The sequence below is a fragment of the Actinopolyspora mortivallis genome, assembly GCF_003001495.1.
In the GTDB taxonomy this organism is placed as follows: domain Bacteria; phylum Actinomycetota; class Actinomycetes; order Mycobacteriales; family Pseudonocardiaceae; genus Actinopolyspora; species Actinopolyspora mortivallis_A.
Window position 1 is genome coordinate 455,199 of record NZ_PVSR01000001.1, and the last position, 21,500, is coordinate 476,698.

At 68.6% G+C, this 21,500-nt stretch carries 21 protein-coding genes, 1 tRNA gene and 1 pseudogene; 9 read left to right on the top strand and 14 right to left on the bottom strand.

The window, feature by feature from the left end:
- Positions 1 to 2: 2 nt before the first annotated feature.
- Positions 3 to 1,082 (bottom strand): GDSL-type esterase/lipase family protein, encoded by a 1,080-nt coding sequence (locus CEP50_RS02090; protein ID WP_106112288.1) that lies wholly within the window; start codon positions 1,080 to 1,082, stop codon positions 3 to 5.
- A 170-nt stretch (positions 1,083 to 1,252) separates the two neighbouring features.
- On the opposite strand from CEP50_RS02090, the gene CEP50_RS02095 reads away from it, so the two are divergent.
- The 4 genes from CEP50_RS02095 (at position 1,253) to CEP50_RS02110 (ending at position 6,289) form a co-directional block, all read left to right on the top strand.
- Positions 1,253 to 1,858, top strand: a complete 606-nt coding sequence (locus CEP50_RS02095; protein WP_106112185.1) for an FxsA family protein — start codon at positions 1,253 to 1,255, stop codon at positions 1,856 to 1,858.
- Positions 1,859 to 2,039: 181 nt separating this feature from the next.
- On the top strand, positions 2,040 to 3,653 hold the full coding sequence (locus CEP50_RS02100) for an amidohydrolase (protein WP_106112186.1): 1,614 nt from the start codon (positions 2,040 to 2,042) through the stop codon (positions 3,651 to 3,653).
- A 128-nt stretch (positions 3,654 to 3,781) separates the two neighbouring features.
- Positions 3,782 to 5,425, top strand: coding sequence for an apolipoprotein N-acyltransferase (gene lnt, locus CEP50_RS02105; protein WP_258174679.1), 1,644 nt, complete (start codon positions 3,782 to 3,784; stop codon positions 5,423 to 5,425).
- Positions 5,426 to 5,497: 72 nt separating this feature from the next.
- Positions 5,498 to 6,289 carry a polyprenol monophosphomannose synthase gene (locus CEP50_RS02110; protein WP_106112187.1) on the top strand — a complete coding sequence of 264 codons (792 nt, stop codon included), beginning with the start codon at positions 5,498 to 5,500 and terminating at the stop codon, positions 6,287 to 6,289.
- Positions 6,290 to 6,358: 69 nt separating this feature from the next.
- On the opposite strand, the gene CEP50_RS02115 is transcribed toward CEP50_RS02110, so the two are convergent.
- From CEP50_RS02115 to CEP50_RS02125, 3 genes are all read right to left on the bottom strand, one after another.
- On the bottom strand, positions 6,359 to 6,715 hold the full coding sequence (locus tag CEP50_RS02115) for an RNA polymerase-binding protein RbpA (RefSeq protein ID WP_019853830.1): 357 nt from the start codon (positions 6,713 to 6,715) through the stop codon (positions 6,359 to 6,361).
- 483 nt (positions 6,716 to 7,198) lie between these two features.
- The gene (locus CEP50_RS02120) at positions 7,199 to 8,608 is read right to left on the bottom strand and encodes an MFS transporter (RefSeq protein WP_106112188.1); all 1,410 of its coding nucleotides are present in this window, start codon (positions 8,606 to 8,608) and stop codon (positions 7,199 to 7,201) included.
- Positions 8,609 to 8,696: 88 nt separating this feature from the next.
- Positions 8,697 to 9,563 (bottom strand): glycerophosphodiester phosphodiesterase family protein, encoded by an 867-nt coding sequence (locus CEP50_RS02125; RefSeq protein WP_106112189.1) that lies wholly within the window; start codon positions 9,561 to 9,563, stop codon positions 8,697 to 8,699.
- A gap of 177 nt (positions 9,564 to 9,740) precedes the next feature.
- Here CEP50_RS02125 and CEP50_RS02130 point away from each other — a divergent pair, with 177 nt between their 5' ends.
- Both CEP50_RS02130 and CEP50_RS02135 read left to right on the top strand, forming a co-directional pair.
- Complete coding sequence (locus tag CEP50_RS02130) at positions 9,741 to 10,103, top strand: hypothetical protein (RefSeq protein ID WP_084792070.1); 363 nt, start codon at positions 9,741 to 9,743, stop codon at positions 10,101 to 10,103.
- A 146-nt stretch (positions 10,104 to 10,249) separates the two neighbouring features.
- Complete coding sequence (locus tag CEP50_RS02135; protein ID WP_106112190.1) at positions 10,250 to 10,915, top strand: VOC family protein; 666 nt, start codon at positions 10,250 to 10,252, stop codon at positions 10,913 to 10,915.
- 3 nt (positions 10,916 to 10,918) lie between these two features.
- Here CEP50_RS02135 and CEP50_RS02140 read toward each other — a convergent pair whose 3' ends face one another.
- Positions 10,919 to 11,926 carry a tyrosine-type recombinase/integrase gene (locus tag CEP50_RS02140; protein ID WP_106112191.1) on the bottom strand — a complete coding sequence of 336 codons (1,008 nt, stop codon included), beginning with the start codon at positions 11,924 to 11,926 and terminating at the stop codon, positions 10,919 to 10,921.
- 97 nt (positions 11,927 to 12,023) lie between these two features.
- Entirely contained in the window at positions 12,024 to 13,385 is a 1,362-nt protein-coding gene (locus CEP50_RS02145; RefSeq protein ID WP_106112192.1) for a M20/M25/M40 family metallo-hydrolase, read from the bottom strand.
- Positions 13,386 to 13,505: 120 nt separating this feature from the next.
- Here CEP50_RS02145 and CEP50_RS02150 point away from each other — a divergent pair.
- Positions 13,506 to 13,592: transfer RNA gene (locus tag CEP50_RS02150), tRNA-Leu, on the top strand.
- Here the strand turns inward: CEP50_RS02150 and CEP50_RS20220 are convergent.
- The 7 genes and pseudogenes from CEP50_RS20220 to CEP50_RS02175 all read right to left on the bottom strand — a co-directional run bounded on the left by CEP50_RS20220 (position 13,574) and on the right by CEP50_RS02175 (position 18,576).
- The gene (locus CEP50_RS20220; RefSeq protein WP_219905261.1) at positions 13,574 to 14,062 is read right to left on the bottom strand and encodes a DUF3131 domain-containing protein; all 489 of its coding nucleotides are present in this window, start codon (positions 14,060 to 14,062) and stop codon (positions 13,574 to 13,576) included. The genes CEP50_RS02150 and CEP50_RS20220 overlap by 19 nt on opposite strands.
- On the bottom strand, positions 14,059 to 15,132 hold the full coding sequence (locus tag CEP50_RS20225; RefSeq protein ID WP_219905262.1) for a recombinase family protein: 1,074 nt from the start codon (positions 15,130 to 15,132) through the stop codon (positions 14,059 to 14,061). The genes CEP50_RS20220 and CEP50_RS20225 overlap by 4 nt, the downstream gene beginning before the upstream one ends.
- Positions 15,108 to 15,332: a hypothetical protein gene (locus tag CEP50_RS20230; RefSeq protein ID WP_219905263.1), complete on the bottom strand. Its 225-nt coding sequence runs from the start codon at positions 15,330 to 15,332 to the stop codon at positions 15,108 to 15,110. The genes CEP50_RS20225 and CEP50_RS20230 overlap by 25 nt, the downstream gene beginning before the upstream one ends.
- Positions 15,333 to 15,482: 150 nt before the next feature.
- A pseudogene (locus CEP50_RS02160) lies at positions 15,483 to 17,635 on the bottom strand (cell division protein FtsK).
- Positions 17,632 to 17,979: a hypothetical protein gene (locus tag CEP50_RS02165; protein ID WP_106112193.1), complete on the bottom strand. Its 348-nt coding sequence runs from the start codon at positions 17,977 to 17,979 to the stop codon at positions 17,632 to 17,634. The pseudogene CEP50_RS02160 and the gene CEP50_RS02165 overlap by 4 nt, the downstream one beginning before the upstream one ends.
- Positions 17,969 to 18,334: a WhiB family transcriptional regulator gene (locus CEP50_RS02170; protein WP_106112194.1), complete on the bottom strand. Its 366-nt coding sequence runs from the start codon at positions 18,332 to 18,334 to the stop codon at positions 17,969 to 17,971. The genes CEP50_RS02165 and CEP50_RS02170 overlap by 11 nt, the downstream gene beginning before the upstream one ends.
- Positions 18,334 to 18,576: a DNA-binding protein gene (locus tag CEP50_RS02175; RefSeq protein WP_106112195.1), complete on the bottom strand. Its 243-nt coding sequence runs from the start codon at positions 18,574 to 18,576 to the stop codon at positions 18,334 to 18,336. Before CEP50_RS02175 ends, CEP50_RS02170 begins: the two co-directional genes overlap by 1 nt.
- A gap of 158 nt (positions 18,577 to 18,734) precedes the next feature.
- On the opposite strand from CEP50_RS02175, the gene CEP50_RS02180 reads away from it, so the two are divergent.
- Together CEP50_RS02180 and CEP50_RS02185 are read left to right on the top strand one after the other, a co-directional pair.
- Positions 18,735 to 19,115, top strand: a complete 381-nt coding sequence (locus CEP50_RS02180; RefSeq protein ID WP_084134173.1) for a transcriptional regulator — start codon at positions 18,735 to 18,737, stop codon at positions 19,113 to 19,115.
- 147 nt (positions 19,116 to 19,262) lie between these two features.
- The gene (locus tag CEP50_RS02185; RefSeq protein WP_146134718.1) at positions 19,263 to 20,231 is read left to right on the top strand and encodes a hypothetical protein; all 969 of its coding nucleotides are present in this window, start codon (positions 19,263 to 19,265) and stop codon (positions 20,229 to 20,231) included.
- A 56-nt stretch (positions 20,232 to 20,287) separates the two neighbouring features.
- On the opposite strand, the gene CEP50_RS20000 is transcribed toward CEP50_RS02185, so the two are convergent.
- Entirely contained in the window at positions 20,288 to 21,178 is an 891-nt protein-coding gene (locus CEP50_RS20000) for a hypothetical protein (protein ID WP_181188162.1), read from the bottom strand.
- Positions 21,179 to 21,500: the final 322 nt, after the last annotated feature.

Here is a 21,500-nt window from a genome sequence, read left to right on the forward strand (position 1 = left end):
GCTCACCCCTGTCCGGAGACGCGGGCGGAACCCGCCAGCCGCAGCCCGCCCTGCCCGTCCGGGACGCAGGCCGCGCTTCGCCGGGACCCCGTGAGGAACTCGCTCAGGCAGTCGGCGATGCGTGCGTAGCCCCGCGCGTTCGGATGGAACGACTCCTGCATCGCGTGGGGAGCGCGCTCCTCATGCTCCAGGGAGTTCCAGTCCACCGACAGTCTGCGGAACCACTCGGTCTCGGCGGTGGCGGCGGAGTCGGCCGTGCACGCCTCGTGCCCGTTGCCGGCCCGCGAGAGGTCCAGAAACCGTGCCCCCTGGGCACGGGCCACCTTCCGCAGGGCGGCGGAGAGCTGGGGTACAGCGGTGCGGTGGACCCAACGGACGTCCTCGGTGCGCAACGGACATCCGGACAGGTTCTGCAGGTCGGGGCGGATGCCGGGGGCGACGGGGGAGGCGTAGGACTGCACCACCAGGGAGTAGTCCCGCCTGTCGTAACCGGCCCGGTGCATCACGGACCGGACGTCGGACAACGCCTCCGAGACCTTGGGGCGCATGTTCTCGACCCGCTCCGGCCACCGCTCGCGCAGCCGCCGCGAGCAGCCGCCCTCCGCGCGTTCCACCCAGGCGCGGACGCAGGCGTCGAGCACGCCGACGAAGTCAGGGTCGTCGTTGGCCCCCACGGCCACCACCACGTCGGTGATCCGGTAGCGCTCGGTCAGCTCGGCCAGCCGGGCGGCCTGGGACCCGTCCACCGGATCTCCCGGCGGGGTCAGCCCCACCTGGCCGGCCCCCGCGCCCGAGCAGGCCAGATTGATCCTGGTCACGTCCTCGGGAAGCCTCAGCTGGTGGACCACGGCCTCGGGTGAGCGGTGGCACCAGTTGCCGTTGCGCCCGTTCGTCCCCGGGAGGTAGTCCCCCGCTCCTTCGCCGGAGAGAGTGCTGTCCCCCATGGTGACCACGGCCCGGGGCAACTGCGGGTCGGGCCGAGGAGGGGGTGTGGGCACGGGTCGGTCGCTGACCAGCAGAACCAGTGCGAACACACTGACAGCCAGCAGCAGGGCCGTGAGTTTCGCCGGGCGTGTCCACATCATCCGGGAAGTCTATGGTGCCGCCGGGGGAGAACGGCACGGTGTTCGGCGGGAAGATCGGTACGGGCGGTTCCGGTGTCCGTACTCCCACGATTCGCCCGTGCGGGAGTATTTTCGTGCTCCCGAGCGTTGTCCGGGAAACAGCCCGTAAGCGGAGGTGCCAGCGCGACGTGCCCCTATTCGTTCTGCTGCTCGTCGGTGTCGCCGTCGAGGTCGGCGTGCTCGTCCTCGTGGGCCAGGCCATCGGGGCCCTGCCCACCCTCGGTCTGCTGCTCGCGGGCGCGCTGTTCGGGTCGTGGCTGCTGCGCAGGGAGGGACGCAGAACCCTGCGCGAGTTCAGTGAGGCCGCTCGACTGCGTCGTCCCCCGGAACGGGAGATCTCCGACGGGATGTTCGTCGGGGTGGCGGCGTTGCTGATCCTGCTGCCCGGTCTGGTCAGTGACCTGCTCGGTCTGCTGCTGCTGTTCCCGCCCACGAGGGCCCTGCTGCGTGGGCCGCTGCGACGCGGTGCGCAACGCAGGCAGCAGCGCATGGAACAGCACATGCGGGAACGGATGAGCGCTTTCGGAGCCGCCGGCTTCGATCCCGGCGTGTTCGTCCACGCGGAGTCCGCGCAGACACGTGACCGGCGGGGACGTGAGGACGTGATCGACGGTGAGGTGGTGTCGGTCACCGAGGATGACGAACACCACTCCGACTCGTCGGGCCCCGAGCTGCCCGGTCAGACGGAGGAACCGCCGTATTCCGAGGGCAACGGAGAGCGGGGCCGCCGCTGAGCGGGTCGGCTGTGTCAGGCCTCCGACAGGGGCGGGTTAAGCTACTCACGACGATCGCGACCGACGACGGCGGGCCGCGTCGGAAGTTCCCGGCGCGTGGTGACGACGTGCCGGACGACGGTCGGACGGTTTGCGCAGTTTGCACACGCGATGGTGAATGACAGGGGTCAGGGTCCGATACATGTCCGACACCATGCTCTTGCTCGGCGGGCACATCTATTCGCCGGGTAACCCGGATGCCACCGCGATGGCCGTCAAGGACGGCACGATCGCCTGGGTCGGAACAGACCCGGTCGGTCGCGCGTTGCATCCGGAAGCCGAGATCGTCGATCTGCGTGGCGCGTTCGTCGCTCCCGCGTTCGTCGACTCCCACGTACACGCGACCTCGAGCGGGTTGCTGCTCAACGGACTCGACCTCACCGGGTGTGCCTCCCTGACGGAGTTCCTGCACGCGCTGCGGGACTACGTCGCGGAGAACCCGGGACGACTGGTCTGGGGACACGGCTGGGACGAGAGCTGGTGGCCCGAACAGCGCCCGCCGACACGCGCCGAGATCGACGAAGCCGCGCGGGGAGCGCCGGTGTACCTGTCCCGGGTCGACGTGCACTCGGCGCTGGTCTCCACCGCCCTGGTGGAACGCGCCCCCCTCGCCTGCGGGGCCGAGGGGTGGGACGAGGAGGGGCCGTTGACCCGGGTCGCCCACCACCACGCGCGCAGCGCCGCCCGCGAGTCGCTGAGCCCGGCCCAGCGCCGGGAGGCCCAGGCGGCCTTCCTCCGGCACGCGGCGGCACAGGGGATAGCCAGCGTGCACGAGTGCGCCGGCCCCGACATCTCCGGCGCGGACGATCTGGCCGACCTGCTCGGCCTCTCCGCGCAGGGAGGGGTTCCCGAGGTGGTCGGCTACTGGGGTGAGCTCGGGGCCCTGGACACCGCCCGGGAACTGGGGGTTCGTGGCCTCGGTGGGGACCTGTTCGTGGACGGGGCCCTGGGGTCGCGGACAGCCGCGCTGCGGGAGCCCTACGCCGACGCGCCGGGAACCTCCGGGGTGCTCTACCTGGACGCCGACGCCATCGCCGAACATCTCGTCGACTGCACCAGGAACGGAGTCCAGGCCGGTTTCCACGTGATCGGCGACGCCGGTGTGGCCGAGGTGGGAGAGGGGTTCCGTCGAGCTGCGGAGGTACTCGGAACCCCCGCCCTGGCCGGTGGCGGTCACCGACTGGAACACCTCGAAATGATCGACGGGGAACTCGCCGCCGAACTGGCCGGGTACGGAGTGACCGCCTCGGTACAGCCGTGTTTCGACGCCGCCTGGGGCGGAACCTCCCGCATGTACGCCAGCCGGCTCGGCCCGGAACGCGGCGCCCGGTTGAACCCCTTCTCCGAACTCGCCTCCCAGGGGGTGGTGCTCGCCTTCGGCTCGGACGCTCCCGTGACCAGGGTGGGCCCGTGGGAGGCGATCCGGGCGGCGGTGCACCACCGCACAGAAGGGTTCGGCATCTCCCCGCGGGCCGCGTTCAACGCGCACACCCGGGGCGGCTGGCGCGCCGCCGGGGTGGTCGACGGGCTGACCGGCACCCTGGTCCCGGGGGCCCCGGCCACGTACGCGGTGTGGAGCGTGGACGAACTCGTCCCGGCCGGTCAGGACTCCCGGGTACGTCGGTGGTCCACCGACCCCCGGTCCGGAGTGCCCGCCCTGCCGGACGTCTCACCGGAGGCCCGGTTACCACGCTGTCTGCGTACCGTGCTGCGCGGGGAGACGATCCACCGTCGGGACCAGGGGGACGAGGACTGAGCGGCCGGGCGTTCTCGCACCCGCCGGGAGGTTTTCCGGGCACGTCCCTCGCGAGGGGGCGGAGTAGATTCGCGGCGTGCGTCATCGTCTACGGTGGCCGACCGTTCCTCCGTTGCGAAGGTTGATCGTTGGTTACCCCCAAGGTGAACTCGGAGAACCGCCGCCGGAGCGGTGGTGGTCTCGTTTCCGACCCGTCCGGCGGGCACCGCATCCTCCGGGCGCTGCTGCGTGTCGCCGCCGCCGTGCTGGCCGGCGGAGCGCTCTACTGGTGCACCCCACCCCGCCAGCTGTGGTGGCTGGCACCGCTGGCGCTGGCCGTGTTCACCGGTGTGCTCCACCGGCGGGGACTCCGCGCGGCCTTCGGGTACGGAGTGGTTTTCGGACTGGCCTACATGCTGCCGCTGCTGGGCTGGCTGTTGGACTTCCTGGGCGAGCAGTTCGGTCCGTGGCCCTGGCTGGGAGTGGGGTTGGTCGAGGCCCTGTTCTTCGGGCTGGCCGGGGTCGGCATGGCGTGGGTGAGCCGGCTGCCCGTGGCTCCGTTGTGGCAGGCCGCGGTGTTCCTGACGGCCGAGTTGCTGTGTTCCGCGTTTCCCTTCGGCGGATTCCCCTGGGGAAGGTTGGCCTTCACCCAGGCCGAGGGGTCGCTGCTGCCGCTGGCCTCCCTCGGTGGGGCGAGCCTGGTCGGTTTCGGCGTGGCGCTGAGCGGGACGGGACTGGCCGGGCTCGTGGCGCTGCTGCCGCGACCACGGCGCGGGGGACGCTCCCCCGAAGCCCGGACGGCGTGGCGCTCCGCGCGGCTGCTGGTTCCGGCACTGCTCGCGCTGGTGCCGGTGGTACTCGGCGCGGCACTGGCCCCCACCCTGGACACGGGGGCCGAGACGGGAACCGCGCGTGTGGCCGTCGTGCAGGGCAACGCCCCCGACGTGGGGCTGGACCTGCTGCACCGTGACCGGCAGCTGTACGTCAACCACGTCCGGGCCGCCCGGGAACTCGCCGCGGACGTGGAGGCGGGTCGGGTGCCCCGCCCCGATGTCGTGGTGTTGCCGGAACAGGTCGGTTCGTGGGGACCCGAGCGACAGGACCCCGCGTTGCGCCGCGTGTCCGAACGACTCGGTGCGCCCGTGGTCGTCGGTGGACTCGCCCGCGGCCCGGGTGGGGAGCTCAGCAACCGTGTCATCACCTGGCGTGCCGAGGGGGCGGGCGAGGAGTACGTCAAACAGCACCTCGTCCCCTTCGCGGAGAAGATCCCGCTGCGTTCGGTGGCCGGGGCGGTGAGCCCGTTCGTGCGCCGTTTCGACCGGGACATGGTCCCCGCCGACGAGCCGGGTGTCCTTCCGAGCGGGCCGGTACGGCTCGGAGTGGGGATCTGCTACGACGTGGCCTACGACGACGTGTTCCGCGAGGCGGCCGGAGCCGGTGCCGAGCTGTTCGCCCTGCCCACCAACAACGCCTGGTACGGCCCTTCGGAGATGAGCTACCAACAACTGGCGATGGCCCGGTTGCGGGCCGTGGAACACGGGCGTTCGATGCTGGTCGCGGCCACCAGCGGGGTCAGCGCCGTCGTCCGCCCGGACGGGAGCGTGGCCCACCGGACGGACCTGTTCACCGCGGAGACGCTCGTCGACGAGGTTCCGCTGCGCTCCTCGACCACCCCGGCCACCCGGTTCGGCGCGTACGTCACCTGGGGTGTGGTCGCGCTCGGACTGTTCGCGGTGGCCTGGAGCGCGTGGCGGACTCGCCGTCCCGGACGCGGGGATGACGTGGTGTGCTGACGGCCGCGTGTGGTGGGAGACCACCTCGGGCGCGGAGGTGTCGGACGGCGGTGAGCAGGCGAGGAGACAGGAATGAGTGAGCCACGGAGCTCGGAGGTTTCCGGGGACCATCCCCACACGCTGGTGGTGATCCCCACGTTCAACGAGCGCGACAACCTGCGGCCGATAGTGCGCCGTCTCAACGACGCCCTTCCCCGGGCGCACGTGTTGGTCGTCGACGACAACAGCCCGGACGGCACGGGGGAGCTCGCCGACCGGCTCGCCGAGGACGCGCGGGTCCACGTGCTGCACCGCACCGGCAAGGCCGGTCTGGGGGCCGCCTACGTGGCCGGGTTCGACTGGGCCCTGCGCAGGGGCTATCAGGCGATCGTGGAGATGGACGCGGACGGTTCGCACTCCCCTGAGCAGCTTCCCGCCCTGCTGGAGACGTTGTTCCGCGGCGACGTGGGGGCTGTTCTCGGCTCGCGTTATGTTCCCGGCGGCAGGGTGGTGAACTGGCCGTGGTACCGCTCGCTGCTGTCCCGTGGCGGCAACGTCTACTCCAAGTGGGCCCTGGGGGTGGCCGTCAACGACCTCACCGGGGGTTTCCGGGCCTACCGCAGCGAGGTGCTGCGTGAGGTGGACCTGCACACGGTGGCCTCCCAGGGGTACTGCTTCCAGGTGGACTTGGCCGTGCGTGTGCTGGACACGGGCAGGTCCGTGGTGGAGGTTCCGATCACGTTCGTGGAACGGGAGAACGGCCAGTCCAAGATGAACGGGGCCATAGTCCGGGAGGCACTGCTGCGGGTGACCGGATGGGGGGCGCGTCGATGGGGCACCAGGCTCCGCGCCGTCCTGGGGAGCTCCGGCGTGTTCCGGCGTTGAGGTGTGGCCGGTTCCTCGCCGGCGCCCGGTTCGCCGGACAACCGGGCGCCCGAGTCCGCGTGCGCTGGGTCAGTTCGCGCTGTCTCCGGACCGGCTGCGACGGGAGCGCAGCTCCTCCAACCGCTCGTTGAGCAGTTCTTCGAGCTCGGGGATGCTGCGGCGTTCCAGCAGCATGTCCCAGTGGGTGCGCGGTGGTTTGGCCTTCTTCTGTTCCGGCTGGCTGCCGTCGACGATCTTCGACTCGGTGCCGTGCAGGCGGCATTCCCAGGTCGTGGGGACCTCGGCGTCGTCGGAGAAGGGCACCTCGAACTCGTGGTCCTTGGAGCAGGCGTAGCGCACCGTCCGGCGCGGTGCGAGGTCGTGGTTACGGTCCGTCTCGTAGCTGACTGCTCCGAGCCGGCTGCCACGCAGAACGCGATCGGCCATGACGGTTCCTTTCGCTTCGGCCCGGGGGTTCCGGGGGCTTTGCTCACCGAGTGCAACGACAGGGGGGTGTCGTCTGTTCCCGGTTTGGGGGGTTTGGTTGCCGTCGGTGACGGCATTCACTCGTCAACAGCGTTGACTACCCGTGGGATGCATCAGCGGAACGTTCATGACGCGTTATCCCTCTTGTGACCCACAGGTGCGTCCGAACGGGTGATAGTGCCAGAGCACCCGGCGTCATGACCAAGTGCGGACGCGGTCACGAACGAGATTGGGACCGATATCACGTCCTCCGTTCCAGTGATGAACAAAGTTGTCTTCACTCTTCGTGTTTGTGGTGGTTCTTGTTCCGGTGGTGACGGAAGGTACTGGAATATGCCGAACCGTGGGCCCCGGGGGAACCCGCCCTCACCGTTGTGGAGCAACCCCCTGGTCCGGCAGGGGCGGGACCACGGGTCGCGAGCACGGGCCGGGCCCCGGCCACGTTCACAGCTTCGCCGGGGGGTCGTTGCCCGCCTCGCGAACGGCGCGTTCCACGGGAATCGGCCAGAGCAGCACCAGGCCGACGACGAAGAACCCGATCAGCGAGAGGATCGCCAACCGGAACGAGCCGGTGGCCTGCCCCACCGCCGCGAACACGAGCGGACCCGCCCACGAGGTCGACCGTTCGCCGATCTGGTACAGGGAGAAGTACTCGGCCTCCCTGCCCCGAGGGATCATCTGGCTGAACAGCGACCGGGACAACGCGTTGGTACCGCCCAGCACCAGCCCGATCCCGGCCGCCACCGCGTAGAACTGAGCCGGATCCCCCTCCCGGGTGTGGAAGGCCGCCGTCAGCACGGCGATCCAGACCAGCAGACTGATCACGACGGTCCTTCTGGCCCCGATGCGAGCGGCCACCCAACCGTGCAGCAGTCCGCCGAGGAAGGCGATGAACTGCACCACCAGGATCGTGCCGATGAGCACGTCCTGGCTCAGCCCCAGCTCCATGTTGCCGTACTGGGCGGAAACCTTGAACACGGTACTGATCCCGTCGGTGAACACCATGTAGGCACCCAGAAAGGCCAGCGTCAGCGGCAGCCGCCGCGCCTGACGCAGGGTCGTCGCCAACTGCCGGAAACCGCCCCCCAACGTCGACCCTCCCACCGGGGGACCACCCCCGGCCGGGGAGGTGTGCCCGCGCAACAACACCAACGGGAACACCGTGAACACCGCCCACCACACCCCCGATGAGGCGAAGACCAACCGCACCGCCGTCTCCCGCTCGACACCCAGCACCCCGTGTCCGGTGTAGAGCACCAGGTGCAACGCCAGCGCGGTCCCGCCCCCCAGGTAGCCGAAGGCCCACCCGCGTGCGGAGAGCCCGTCGCGCTCGTCGGCGGTGGCGATCTCCGGAAGCAGTGAGTAGTAGACCACCACGGCCGCGCCGAAGCAGACGTTGGCCACCACGAACAGGGCGGCCCCCAGCTGCCACTCCGTGCCTCCGGTCAACGCCAACAACGTGGTCGCAGCGGCCCCGCCGAAGGCGAACAGGCCGAGCATTCCGCGTTTGTCGCCGGTACGGTCGGCCACCGCCCCGGCCAGCGGAAGCACCAGCAGCTGGAGCACCGCCGCCACCGACAGCAGATAGCCCCACAGGGACCCCGCCGGGAAGTGCCAACCGAGGAAGGCCACGTCACACCGGCGCAGCGCGTCCCCACCCGGGCACGCCGCGCTCCCGTTGCGGGCCACGTCGGACTCGGCGGCCCTGGTGGCCACCTCGGTGAGGTACAGCGAGAGGAAGACGGTGGTGATCGAGGTGGGGAACACCGAGTTGGCCCAGTCGTACCAACACCAGCCCCGCTGTGCGTCGCGGCGGGCGTTTCCCGGCGCTGTCTCCGTGCGGTCGGCGTACATGCGTGTCCCGTCCTCGTGTGACCTGCCGTGGCGACTACCCCGAGTACCTTTCTCGGTCACTACCGGACGGGACAATGCGTAGTTCCACTCAGACGTCGGACTTCTCCGCCGCGGAGGCGGGAACGCCGGGGCGGTCCTCCCGCGCGGCGGACCACTGCCCCCGGGAACGCAGCAGCTCGCGCAGCACGTCCGGCCGGTCGGTCAACACCCCGTCCACCCCCAGGTCCAACAGCCGCGTCATCTCCTCGGCCTCGTCCACCGTCCACACGTGCACTTCGGTCCCCCACCGGCGGGCCAGCTCCACCAGGCGCGGTGTCACCACCCGCAAACCGCCCCATCCGCGGGGAACCTGGGCGGCCGCCCCCCGCGCCAGAACCGAGCCCACCGACCTCGCCACGGGGCCGATCACCGGGCGGGAACCGACCCACAGCCACGCCACCGAACCCGGGCCCATGGAGGTCAGCAGTCGGGCCTCGCCGTTGCGGCGCAACATCCGCAGGCGTCTGTCGTCGAAACCGGCCAGGCAGACCCGGTGCCAGGCGTCGTGCCTGCGGACGGTGCGCAGTGTCGGCACCACAGCGGAGTCGGCCTTGACGTCTATGTTGAGCAGTGCCTCGGGTAGTTCCTCGAGGAGCTCGTCCAGGGAGCAGATCCGTTCCCGCCCCGCGATCCGGGCCGTGCGCACGCGGGACCAGGGTTGTCGCCGGATCCGTCCCCGTCCGTCCGTGGTGCGGCCCAGGTCGGGGTCGTGATGCACCACCACGTGGTCGTCACTGGTGGCGTGCACGTCGGTTTCCAGGTAGCGGTATCCCTCCGCGAAGGCGCGGCGGAAGGCGCTCAACGAGTTCTCCATACCCCGCAGGTCACCGATGTGCCAGCCGCGGTGGGCGAAGGCACGGGGGTACGGCCCGTGCAGGAAGGGGTGGTCGGGGGCGGAGGATAGCGTTGTGAACATCGTTCCCGTCTCTCGTGTGTTCGTCTGACCAGCCGCTCGGGACGGCGAGGACGGGCCCGGGCGCTGAGGCCACGGGCTCGTCCGCCGTGCGGGATGCTACGAGAATCCGAAGGAGGCGGGGATTTTTTCGGCGTGGCGCTCCGCAAATGAGCCTGTTTCGGACTAGCGTGGTCCTCCGTGGAGACGACATCGGACACCGAGTCACTCGGCACGCGAAGTGGCCCACCCCGGCACTGCTCGTGGTGTGGCCGCCGGATACCCGGTGCGGGCAACGTCGGTCGCCCCCGGATGTACTGTGCCCAGTCCTGCAGACAGCGAGCCTACGAACGCCGTGCCGCGGTGCAGCGTGGCGGACTTCCCGAGGACGCCGTGGTGCTCTCCGCCGGAGAGCTGGACAGCCTGCAGGACCGGTTGTTCCAACTGAGGTGCGCTGCCGAGGACGTGGCGACGGCGGCCGGAGAGGGAGCCCGACCACAGGAGGTGCACGCTTTGGCCCAGCGACTGTTGGACAGCGCACGGGATCTGGAACGTATCCGGTGAACGCACGGCGACATTCGTCCGAACGGAGCATTGCCGTGCCCGTCGGACGCGGCCAGGATGAGACGCCGAACTTTGCCCCAACGGAGTGACCGACACCGTGCGAGGATGTCGACGGTCCCTCCAGGTCCGGCCAGAAAGTTACGAAGTTGCCTCCTCACTCGACGGTCTGTGGTCTGCGCCGTGCCGAACTGCGCTCTGCCGACCCTGCGGAAACCGCGCTGTTCTACCGAAGGTTGCTGGACTGGACGGTGTTGCAGTCCGAGCACGGCTTCGAATGCTGGGTCGGCGAGCGCAGGTGCGCGACGGTACGTGCCGACGGTTCCCCCACGGAAACCCCGCGATGGCGTCCCGTGTTCGCGGGAGCCTCCGAGACCGCCGAACTCACCGGCCCCGAGGACACCCCGGCCAGCATGGTCACCGGGCGGGCCCAGCACGGCCCGTGGGCACCCCGTCCCCGGCGGGGGGAACCGTGCTGGATCGAACTGCACACGAGCGAGGAACGCTCGGCCGACGAGTTCTGGAGCGGTTCGTTGTTCTGGTCGGTGCGGCAGGGGACGCCGGGAGTTCTCTACACGGTGCGGGACTCGGCGATAGCGGGCCGGACCGCCCAGCGTGGTTCGGTCGCGGGAACCGGGTGGTTGTGCTACTTCACCGTCGACGAGCTCGACCGCGCCGCCGAACGGGTTCCCGAACTCGGAGGCTCGGTGCTGGAGCGGGGGCACCACGACACGCTGGGCAGGACACTGGTGATCGCGGACGCCGACGGTGCGGTCTCCGCCCTGGTCGAAGGGGCCGGAGGCTGGGGAGGATGAGACTCACTCGTCCTGTCGGCGGGAGGTGAGTTCGCCCAGCACCCGGTTGGTGCGGTTGGCCCGTACGGACAGCCGCTGTTCGCGTGCTGTGACGTCGATGTAGGACTGGCTGGAACTGATCGAGGCGTGCCCGAGCAGTTTCGCGATCTCGGCGGCGTTGGCGCCGTCCTCGGCCAGTCTGGTGGCGAAGGTGTGCCGCAGCGCGTGCACCATCGCCCCGCGCCGCACCCGGTCGGAAACCCCGGCGGCCTTCAGGGACTGCTGCACCAGGTACTGCAGACCGCCGCGGCGCAGCGCCTCGCCGCGGTGGTTGACGAACAGGGGCTCTGTGCCGGGCAGGCGTCGCCCGAAACGTCGCCTGCGACTGTCCAGATAGTCCTCCAGGATCCCCTCGAGGGACTCGTCGATCGGCACGGACCTGTTGGCCCCGCCCTTGCCGCGTACGTGCAGTCTGCGTTCTCCGTGCCGCCCGGCCAGGCAGGACACGGTCAGATCGAGCAGCTCGGACGAGCGCAGCCCGGTGCACAGCAGGGTCGCCAGCACCGCCAGGTCCCGTTCCGGCCATGGGTCGCGGGCCTTGCGCGCACCCTGGGCGGCCGAGCGCAGCAGCCTTTCCGGGGTCTGCTCGCCCTCCAGCGGTTTCGGCGTGGTGTCCGCGGTGCGTGGTTTGGGCACCACCGGCATCGGGTTTCCCGAGCTGGCTCCCTCCACCACGAGGAAACGGAAGAACCCGTTCCAGCTCGACCACGCCCGCGTCACCGAGGAGGCCGAGCGGGTGGCGGCGTAACGGGCGAAGGCCGACCGCAGCGAGTGGGAGGTGACCTCGGAAAGCGACAGTTCGTCTCTTCGGCGGCCGGTGACCTCGGCCAGTTCCGCGGCCACCGACTCCAGATCCCGTCGGTAGGCGCGCAGCGAGTTCTCGGCCATCTTCCGGGCCTGGAGGTGTTCCAGGTATCTCGCGCTCCACTGGGCCAGGGTGAGGTCGGCGTCGGAAGCGGATTCCGTGGACATCCGAGAGCACCTCCGGGGTGGTCGTGTCCGTGCTGGTCGTCGGGCAGGGCCCGCGGCACGGCGCGGGGCGCTGTGCCGCGGGAGGGGCCTTCCGGGCTCAGGCGGTGCGCAGGAAGTGGTCCAGCACCCTGGTGCCGAAGCGCAGACCGTCCACCGGAACGCGCTCGTCCACCCCGTGGAACAGGGCGGAGAAGTCCAGGTCGGGGGGAAGCCGCAGCGGGGCGAAGCCGAAGCAGTTCATGCCCAGCCTGCTGAAGGACTTGGCGTCGGTACCGCCGGACATCATGTACGGCAGGGTGTGGGCGGCCGGGTCCTCGGTGAGCAGGGAACGGCTCATGGACTCCACCAGCTGACCCTCGAAGCGGGTTTCCACCGGGGGAAGCCCGACCCACTCGCGTTCCACCTCGGGGCCGAGGACCTCGGCGAGCTCCCGGTCGAAGGCCTCCTCCCGCCCGGGCAGGATGCGACAGTCCACAGAGGCCTCGGCAACGGAGGGGATGACGTTGGCCTTGTAACCGGCGTCGAACATCGTCGGGTTGGCGATGTCGCGCACGGTGGCGCCGATGATGCGGGAGAGGTTGCCGAGCTTGGCGAGGGCCCCGTCGAGGTCGTCCTCCGGGAACTCCCAGCCGGTCAGTTCGGTCACCCCGTCGAGGAACTCCCGCACACTGTCGTTGAGCACGATGGGGAAGCGGTGGTTGCCGAGACGGGCCACCGCCTCGGCCAGCTTGGTGACCGCGTTGTCCTCGTGCACCATCGAACCGTGTCCCGCCCGGGCGCGGACCCGGAGTTTGAGCCACCGGATGCCCTTCTCCGCCGTCTGGATCAGATAGGCGCGGACCCCGTCCTCGAAGGTGACCGAGTATCCTCCGACCTCACTGACGGCCTCGGTGCAGCCCTCGAACAGTTCGGGGCGGTGGTCGGCCAGCCACTGGGCGCCCTGCAGCCCCCCGGCCTCCTCGTCGGCGAGGAAGGCGAACACCAGATCGCGTTGTGGGGTGATGCCGTCGCGTTTGAGACGGCGGGCGCTGGCCAGGGTCATGGCGACCATGTCCTTCATGTCCACCGCACCGCGTCCCCACAGGTAGCCGTCCCGCACCGTGCCGGAGAAGGGGTGGACCGACCACTCGGTGGGCTCGGCCGGGACCACGTCCAGGTGACCGTGCACCAGCAGCCCGCCGCGCTGCCGGTCGGCTCCGGGGAGTCGGGCGATCACGTTGCCCCGCCCCGGGGTGTCGCCGGACTCCACGTAGGTGGTCTCGAACCCCACCTCGCCCAGTTTCTCGGCGACGTACTCGGCCGCGGGGCGTTCCGGGCTGAGCGTGTCCGGGTCGCCGGTGTTGGTGGTGTCGAAACGGATCAGTTCGGAGGCGAGCTCGACGACCTCGTCCTCGGCGCGTCGCAGGCCCGGGTCGGTGTTCGCCGAGCCGCCGTTTTCGGGATCAACATGTGCGCTCACCTGGCCTTTCTACCATCCATGGTCAGGAGGAGGGGGGTGGTTAACGCGTGGGGGAACCGATCGGTTATCGTGGAATCACAACGCAGCGAGGGGCCGGAAGGGAATCCGGTCGGGCTGCACGTCGGAGTGGCGGAAACGGTAGACGCGCTAGCTTGAGGTGCTAGTGACCTATTAATGGTCGTGGGGGTTCAAGTCCCCCCTCCGACACCCTTACTATTCACCCGACCCACAGGCTCGATGGTGACATCGGCCGCGTGGTCGTCGGGTTGGTAGCGAATCTGCAGGGAAACGGCTGTGTACAGGTTCGCGAGTTTATCCGGGCTGGTGTTGGCCAGTGCCGGGCCTATCTCTCCGAGTGAGTCGATCCGTGCGTGAATCTCGGCCTCGCTCAGAGCGCTGCTCGTGGGGGTGGCGTCGAGCTCGGCGGTGGCCGCTGCCCGTTCGGCTTGGACTTCGTTGATCGTCTCGGCCAATGCCGCGGGGTCCACGCCCGCTTCGATGGCCTCCTGGAACCGGCGGAGTCGCGTCTCGGCGTCGGTGACGCGTTTCTTCGTGGCCTCGCGGCTGCTGGATACGCCGGGTTGGTCCTGAGAGGCTGCCAGCGCTTTCACGGTTCGGGTGATGTTGTCACGGTGGAACAGGTCGGCGAGCCATCCGTTGATCTCATCCCGGATCATGTCCTCGCGGAGATAGATCGCCGGGGGATGGGACTCCAGAGCAGGGGAACCGGGGCGAGCGTGTGGGCCGGGCACCGGTAGTATACCGCGTGCTTGCGAGGACTAGCCTCCATCTTGCGGCCGCACAGCGCGCACCGGATCCGGCCGCGGAACAGATAGGTCCGCTTCGTGGGCCGCCCGCCGCGCTCGGCTTTCCGCGCCGTCCGCAGTCCGCCGGTCGACTTCGATCGGCGGAGCAGCTGTGTCTGGGTGAAGTCCTCCACGGAGATGATGGCCGGGTGGGCCGGTTGTCGGGAGCGGACCACCCGGTCCGGTTGGGAGCGGCGGAAGCGGGTCACGTGCCCGGCGGCGACGTCGTCGGGGTCGAGCAGGGTCTCGTGCCTGGTCCAGCGTCCGAAGAAGGCGTAGCCGGTGTAGCGCGGATTGTCCAGGATGGCGCGGACGGTGCTGGCCTGCCAGCCGTCGGCCAGCCGGTGCCGGTTCTGCCTCGGCCGCTGTGCCGAGGGACAGGGGAGGCCCTCGCGGTTGAGGCCGTTGGCGATGGCCCGATCACCCTGACCGGCCAGGTACTCGGCGAAGATCCGGCGCACCACCTCGGCCGCGGACTCGTCGACGGCCAGCACGCGCAGCCGGTAGCCCTCGGACTCCTTGCGCGGGTTGGGGGGAGAGCCACCGTCGACGACGACGTACCCGTAGGGAGCCCTGCCTCCCTGGTGGCGCCCTTCATTGAGGACCTGGGCATCCATCGCGGCCCGGACCCGGGTCTGGATGTGCTGGCGTTCCGACTCGCTCATCCCGCCCAGCACGCTCATCAGCATCTTGTGCGAGGGATTGTGGGAGTAGAACTTGCCACCCAGCTCCGGGACCCACAGGTCCACCCCGTGCGCGGCGAACTTGGGGGCGATCAGCGAGAACTGATTGCCGAACCAACACCGTGTCCCTTCCCCGACGACCACCGCGTCCCATCCCCGCTCCGGGTCCTTCAGAGCATTCAGCAGTTGTCCGGCCTCTTCGCGTCGCTCCCACGGCACGGAACGGGACTGTCCTATGTCGAAGAACTCGGCGACCACGCTTGCGCCGAGCGGCTCGACGAACTTGCGGGCGTTGCTCGCTGCCAGTTGTACGAGGTTTCCGGGTCCTGGTTGTCCTCAGTGGAACAACGGCCGTAGAAGGCCACCGCTCCGAGACCGGTGTCCGCGGCTTCGGCGACCTCGACGCCGAGCAGGCCATCGAGCGTCGCCCACGGGTCTTGGCTGATATCAGCGGTCATGTGATCCTTCCTCCGTGCTTTCGTGCGGTAGCTGCGTCTCGGTCAGCTCGATCAGCACGGCAAGCAGTATTCGGCTTCTCGTCGGGGTGAGTACAGGAAGTTCCTCCGGTAAGTGAACAGTCGGGGCTTGCTCCTTTCGATCAGCACTGTTCATGACGGATCGCTGTCCCCGTCGTCAGGAGAGCTGATTTCATCGTTCGCCGCACGCTCGACGGCCGCGCGGATCTCGGCCGTGAGGTAACCACGCACCCGGCGTGTGTCGCCGTCTCCGTTCTGGACGCGATGCCGGACGGGGCGACAGCCGAACTCACCCATCCGCTGGGCGAACGTGCTCGGTTCCGCGTCGAGCGCCTCGGTCAGCTCGGCGGTGGGGACGAACTCACGTACCCCGGGATCGAGATCACCACCGAGGTAGCTCACGACGGAGGCCAGTGGTTCCGTCAATTCCAGGGACTCGCGTCCGCTCCAGCCGCCGGTGTCGCTGCCGAGAGCTTGGACAACGCTGCTCTGGTCGACGGTTTGGAGGCTGTCGTCACCGGCGGTGTGTCCGCCCAGGGTTCCGGCGGTTTCGCGGAGCGCTCGGCCGCGGGTGCAGATGCTCCGCCACTCGGCGTTGTCCATGTAGTAGGTCTGCACGGTCACGGCGAGTACCTCGGAGCCGGTGTCGGACTCGGAGTCCGGGCGGAGGATGCCGACTCCCTTGTGTCTGGGAAGCAGCCCAGAGGCATCGTAGCCGCGGGTGTTCATCTGTTCCCCGAGCACGATGTTGGAGTCCCGCCAGTCCATGACGCGCAGCGCGAACCGGGAACCGAGCACGGCGCGCAGTCGCGGAGGGATCGTGTTCGAATCCGGTCGCTGGGTGGCGAGGACGACCACGATCCCGACCGCCGGTCCCTTCCGGGCGAGGTAGGCGAGAAGGTCGGTGATGTAGGCGCCGAGCGTGGTCTTCTTTCCGCCCACGTCCTGCCGCGTCGTGTTCTCCAAGTAGACCTGAACCTCGTCGATGATCACGGCAGTGATCGGCATTCCGAGCTCGGGATCTCGGGAAATACTCGGGGTGATCTTCGATTCGGGACAGACCTCGTCGTCCAACGCAGACATCTTGGTGAACCTGGACTGCACCTCGGCGACCAGTTCGACGAGACGGTCACGGACGGTTTCGACATGTTCGAGTTCGTCACCGCGGACGAAGCGGTGCGCGACGGCTGCGGCCGCCTCCCAGTCCTTGCCGCCCTTGCCGTCGAAGACGTAGAGCCGTGTGTACGGATCCAGGATCAGTCCGGCGGCCGGAAGCCGTGCGGCGAAGGTCTTCCCCTGTCGTGGGATCGCGCCCACCACCAACGACGTCCACACGAGCTGCAGGTCGATTCGCCGGTTCCGCGCGTCCTGCCCGAACGGGATCGGGCGCCACGCGTCCCACCGCTTCGCGTCGAGCAGCGGGAAGCGGACCGGTGGTCCTGAGTACGGGTCCTCGTCGGCGATCCAGAAAAAGACCCGCCCCGCGTGACCACCGCGACCGCGCACCCGCTCAACGATGAGCTGCATCTCGTCCACTGCCAGCGCCTCCCGGTTCTTGATCGCATCGGCGGCTTTGCGGGTGGCCGGGAGGTCGACGGTGACCGCCCAGCCCGTTCCGTCGTGCGCGGCTCGCTCGACCAGCCGCAACGATTCGTCCTTGCCGATCAGTTTCGCGTCGCGCAAGGCATCGACGAGGAGTTGCGGGTCCATCGTCCAAGCCAGTGTCCTCGACCCGGACAGGGACGGTTTCCGTCCCGGTGATCCGTCCTTGCGACGCCCGAGGAACACCAGCGCGGCCGCGAACAGCTCCCCGTGATCCACAGCGCTGCAGAGCCGTAGAGGAGATCGGCCACGGCGACCAGCACGGCGGTTGTGATCGTCACGGCCACCGTGACCTTCCAGCGGAACAGCGTCAGGGCGCGGATCTCGGTGAACTTGTCGGCGAGCTTTTCCGAGTGCTCGGCGGCCTCCCGGTAGTCGTGCACCCGAACCCATCGACGCCAACCGCGTACGGCCGCCAACAGTCCCCGACCAGCCGTGGTGGTGAACCGCCACGGCGCTCGCAGCGCGAACGCCGTGGCGTCCTGACCCGCTTGTTTCGCGGCCTGTCGTGACTTCAGAGCTGCCGGTACGCGTGATGAACGCTGCCACCGGTTCACGAACCGCCGCCACAGCCTCGACGTCGAAACCCCCGAAACGTCCTCGACCAGCTCGCCTTCGAACACGTGCGGCTCGATCTCCGCGGCGGTGGTCGTGGTGCGAAGACTCCTGTCCTGCTCGTTCATCGCCGATCACGCCTCGAACGAGGGGTCTCCTCCGTCAGTACCGTCAGAGCCCGGGTGAGCGTGTACGACGCGATCATCGCCGGTAGTCCCAGCACGACCAGCAACAACGTCGTGTTCCCGGGGTGAGTGATCACGATCCACTGCACGCCCACGATTCCCGCGGCGGTGAGTGCCGTTCGTCCGGTCAGCGACATGAGGCGCGTACCGGTGCGGTCGGTGTCCGCGGCTCGTCGGGCGGCTCGCACGCTGAAGCGCCAGGAGAGGACCAGCACCAACACCAGGTTCAGCAGGACACCGAGAGCGGCGAGTACCTGAGTGGGGTCAGGTGCACGGTCACCACGCATCACCTCCTTCGGTGTCCTCGGCGCGCTCTCCGCGGCGGAGCCAGTGCGGATGGAGTTCTCGGCGGTCGTCCTGGGACAGAGCTCCCCAAACCCCGAGCGTGTGTTCGCCTTCCGCGCGCAACTTCAGCTCCAGGCACTCGTCCTGCACCGGACACCCCGCGCAGAGCAGTGCGGCGAGTTCCGCGTCCGTGATGGGGTGCTCGTGGCCCGGTGGCCGCTCATCCGCGGGCGAGGGCCACATGCAGGATCCGTCGCGCTGGACGAGCTCGGTGAGTGCGGCACGTGGCACCCAGCGCAGCCGGTCCAACCGCCACGCGATGCCGATCAGTCGGAGGTCGTCGTACGAATTCGTCATCACAGACCACCTCCGGACCGCCGGTTGCTTCCGGTGCTGGTTTCCCCGTGGTCGGTCGGACCGTCGAGTGCCTGCATGAGCGCCTTGGCCGGGATCAGCAGCCGACCGCTCCGCAGCACGGCGCGGAGGCTCCCGGCTCGGATCGCGTGCGATACCCGTAAGGGATCGACATCGAGGATCAGGGCGACTTCTCGGATCGTGTAGCAGTCCGAACGCCTGACTTCGGACATGGCGAAACGCATGAGAATCCTTAGTTGGTTGATGATTTCAGCGATTTTGCACTGATTTCAGCGCGTTTGTGGAATGACGTGTGATCCACGGGGCGATGAATGAAATGTCGTTACGTGGAGCTGGAAGAGAACCGTTAGCCTCGGCGCTGAGGCGGAGCGCGGAGGAATAAGTGTCAGAAGACTGGGCGGCAGTCGCCGCGGCCATCGACGAGCGCGTAAAAGCGTTGGGGTGGCGTCAACGGGAACTCGCGGATCGTTCCCTGGTCTCGCAAGCGATAGTCCGGGAGATCCAGCACCACACGGTCGAACGGCGTCGGAGTCAGCGGACGTTGGAGTCGCTGTCCGTCACGCTTGGTTGGCATCCCAAGCACCTCGAAGCCGTGTTGCACGGACGCAGGCCACCCGAACCGGACAAAGCTGAGGGCGATGATGACGCCCTCCGGGCTCGTTTGGACGGGATCGAACAACGGCTGTCCGAGCTCACCGAGCGCGTGGACGGTCTGAGAGCCGACCTGAACACGGTGGTCGAGCATGTCCGAACGACTCGATAGCGCCGGTCTCACTTCTGTGTCGGAATTGGCTTTTCCATGCCATTGATTTCATCCGACATTCGCGTTGATCCCCATGAATCGACGACGCAATTACGGTGCACGAGCGGTGCAGATTCGATGCACGACGCATTTGTGGAGGCGTGAGGCATGGAGCAGACGAGCGATTGGACAGGACGTAGTGCCTGCGCGTTACAGTCAGCTTTACGGCTGAGTAACGAGTCGTTCGCGGAACGCCTGGGAATCGCCGTCAGGACGGTCGCCACGTGGCATCAGAAGCCGAATCTGCGACCGAAGTCCGAGATGCAACAACTTCTCGACACGGCGTTGGAACAAGCCTCCCCGTCGGTCAGGGAGCGGTTCGCAGCCCTCATGTCCGACTCGTCGGACGACGAGCGCGCTCGAAGCGACGGGGAGCGCGACGAAGCGGTAACCGAGGCCGAGCAGCGACTCAGCTCTGATCAGAACATCGTCGCCGCACTGGACTGGCTCGACCGCCAGAGCGGTTGGCAACCGGGAACGGCTCGTCGGAAGACCGCTGCGAGGCTGGTTGGTCAGAACGCCCACTCGTTGCAGGATCGCGGAAAGCGACGCGGACGCGTGAACCAACGCGACATCGCGCGAGCCCTGAGCGAGTACTACGGCGACAGAACCCGAAGTTACGGCCTTTACGGCGCTACCTGCGGTCGGGATGGTGGGATCACCAGCAGTGTCCTCACCTGCCCCGAATGGTTGGATCTCGACGCTTCACTGGTCGCGGCCAATGATCGGCTCACCGTCACCCGAGCCGCGATGGATTCCAGCAGATCGTTGGACGCGGAAGCCGCGGAACACGCCGTTGAACGATTGACCGAGACCCTGACGCTGGGACCCCGACTCGTCGACATGCCTCTGTACCCGCTCCTCGGAACGGACATCAGCAAGGGATTGATTTCCGGTTCGGTCGGTATCGCCCACTTCGTCGAGTACGCGTTGACCGCGGATCTCCTCGAAGGGGAACTGGTCGATGCGCTCGCGTCCGGTAACGCGACCCACTCCGGCTCGCTGCCCCTCCGCGACAGGTATCTCCCGGATCTCGCTTCGGTTCTCGACCTGCCCGGACGGCTCTGCGCAGGTTGAACGCTCGCCCTGTGCGCCATCGCCCGCCCAGCCAGCCCCTACCGCGGCGAAGCAGACTACGCCTTGCTCGTCCAACAGCGTTCCAACCAGGTGATCAACGCTGCCGAGAGCCTGGCCGTGATCCCCAAGGGTTTCCACCAACCGTTGTCGACGTCCAGCAACCGGTACAGCGGCTCGTTGGAGATCCGCACGTCCAGGGCGGCGGCTTCGGTGAGCCGGTCCACCGCGCGAGCCGCATCGAACTCGCCGGGAGCGGCGTGGTCGGTGGTGGTTGTGAACGTCAATCGGTCGTTGTCCGGAGCCAGTGGGCACGCCAGGTCGAGCCAGTCCGGGCGCGTGAGGATGCTGGTCGCGATCTCGCGATCGTCACATCGCACGTGGTACGTGTTCCGCCGTGTCTCTGCGGGTCCGTAGTAGTCGGACAATGCGTCGACCAGTTGGCTGCGGCCCACCTTGCCCCGCTGCGCGTGCCAGTCGTGCAGGTCTGTCGGGGGCGACTGGGCGAGCTGTGACCGTACTTGTTGCTCTGCTGCCCGGGATGACCACCGCGCGCGCTGATCGAGCCAGTCACAGGCCGTCTCCAGCCCGGTGTTCGTGGAGTGCTCCCGCAAGGCTGTCCCCGTGGTGCTGGGAAGTTGCCCTGCGATGAGCTGAGAACGGCCGCTCGTGAACTCGCTGGAGGGTACGGGGACGGATGGTTCGGCGAGAAGGTCGTCGATGCTCTCATCGAAGATGCGTTCGAGCAGTCGAGCCGTGGCCGGGCGAACCGGACCGAGTGGTTTTCCGCCGGTCCCGCGGCCGGATGCGAGACGTTGCAGATGACGTAGCCCAAGTGTTCCGGGCTCACCGTGCTCACGGGCGAACGTCTCGGCGTACTCGGTGAACTCTTCGAGGGTTTGTCGGCGCTCCCGGATTCTTTGTTCGAGCACGGTCCGAAAAGTCCGCACTGTCGTTCTCCTTCGTGCTGCCCGGTCGGTCTCGTGTCGTCGCGATGTCGTGCGCAAGTCGTTCTGGTGCTCCGTTGCCGCTGACCGGTTGTCGTCAGTCTGCCACGGACCGCGCGAGGCGTGGTCCTTTCCGAACCGTCCGGCAGCGGCGCGCTTCGCCTCATAGACGCCGCTGCCGGACATCCGGTCGCGGGCGGAGCCGGTTGAGCAGTCCGGCTCCGCCCGCGGTCCGTTACGACTGGAGATCAGCTGTGGACGAGGGAATGCGGTGGTTTCAGTACCGGAGCGGCATCGTGGGCGAGCGCCAACGTGTCGCGCACTG

What these genes read in the sequence shown, in the direction of transcription:
- CEP50_RS02090 (WP_106112288.1), bottom strand. Translation starts at nt 1,082, where the DNA reads ATGTGGACACGCCCGGCGAAACTCACGGCCCTGCTGCTGGCTGTCAGT.
- CEP50_RS02100 (WP_106112186.1), top strand. Translation starts at nt 2,040, where the DNA reads ATGTCCGACACCATGCTCTTGCTCGGCGGGCACATCTATTCGCCGGGT.
- CEP50_RS02110 (WP_106112187.1), top strand. Translation starts at nt 5,498, where the DNA reads ATGAGTGAGCCACGGAGCTCGGAGGTTTCCGGGGACCATCCCCACACG.
- CEP50_RS02115 (WP_019853830.1), bottom strand. Translation starts at nt 6,715, where the DNA reads ATGGCCGATCGCGTTCTGCGTGGCAGCCGGCTCGGAGCAGTCAGCTAC.
- CEP50_RS02120 (WP_106112188.1), bottom strand. Translation starts at nt 8,608, where the DNA reads ATGTACGCCGACCGCACGGAGACAGCGCCGGGAAACGCCCGCCGCGAC.
- CEP50_RS02125 (WP_106112189.1), bottom strand. Translation starts at nt 9,563, where the DNA reads ATGTTCACAACGCTATCCTCCGCCCCCGACCACCCCTTCCTGCACGGG.
- CEP50_RS02140 (WP_106112191.1), bottom strand. Translation starts at nt 11,926, where the DNA reads ATGTCCACGGAATCCGCTTCCGACGCCGACCTCACCCTGGCCCAGTGG.
- CEP50_RS20220 (WP_219905261.1), bottom strand. Translation starts at nt 14,062, where the DNA reads ATGATCCGGGATGAGATCAACGGATGGCTCGCCGACCTGTTCCACCGT.
- CEP50_RS20230 (WP_219905263.1), bottom strand. Translation starts at nt 15,332, where the DNA reads ATGACCGCTGATATCAGCCAAGACCCGTGGGCGACGCTCGATGGCCTG.
- CEP50_RS02165 (WP_106112193.1), bottom strand. Translation starts at nt 17,979, where the DNA reads ATGCGTGGTGACCGTGCACCTGACCCCACTCAGGTACTCGCCGCTCTC.
- CEP50_RS02170 (WP_106112194.1), bottom strand. Translation starts at nt 18,334, where the DNA reads ATGACGAATTCGTACGACGACCTCCGACTGATCGGCATCGCGTGGCGG.
- CEP50_RS02175 (WP_106112195.1), bottom strand. Translation starts at nt 18,576, where the DNA reads ATGCGTTTCGCCATGTCCGAAGTCAGGCGTTCGGACTGCTACACGATC.
- CEP50_RS02185 (WP_146134718.1), top strand. Translation starts at nt 19,263, where the DNA reads ATGGAGCAGACGAGCGATTGGACAGGACGTAGTGCCTGCGCGTTACAG.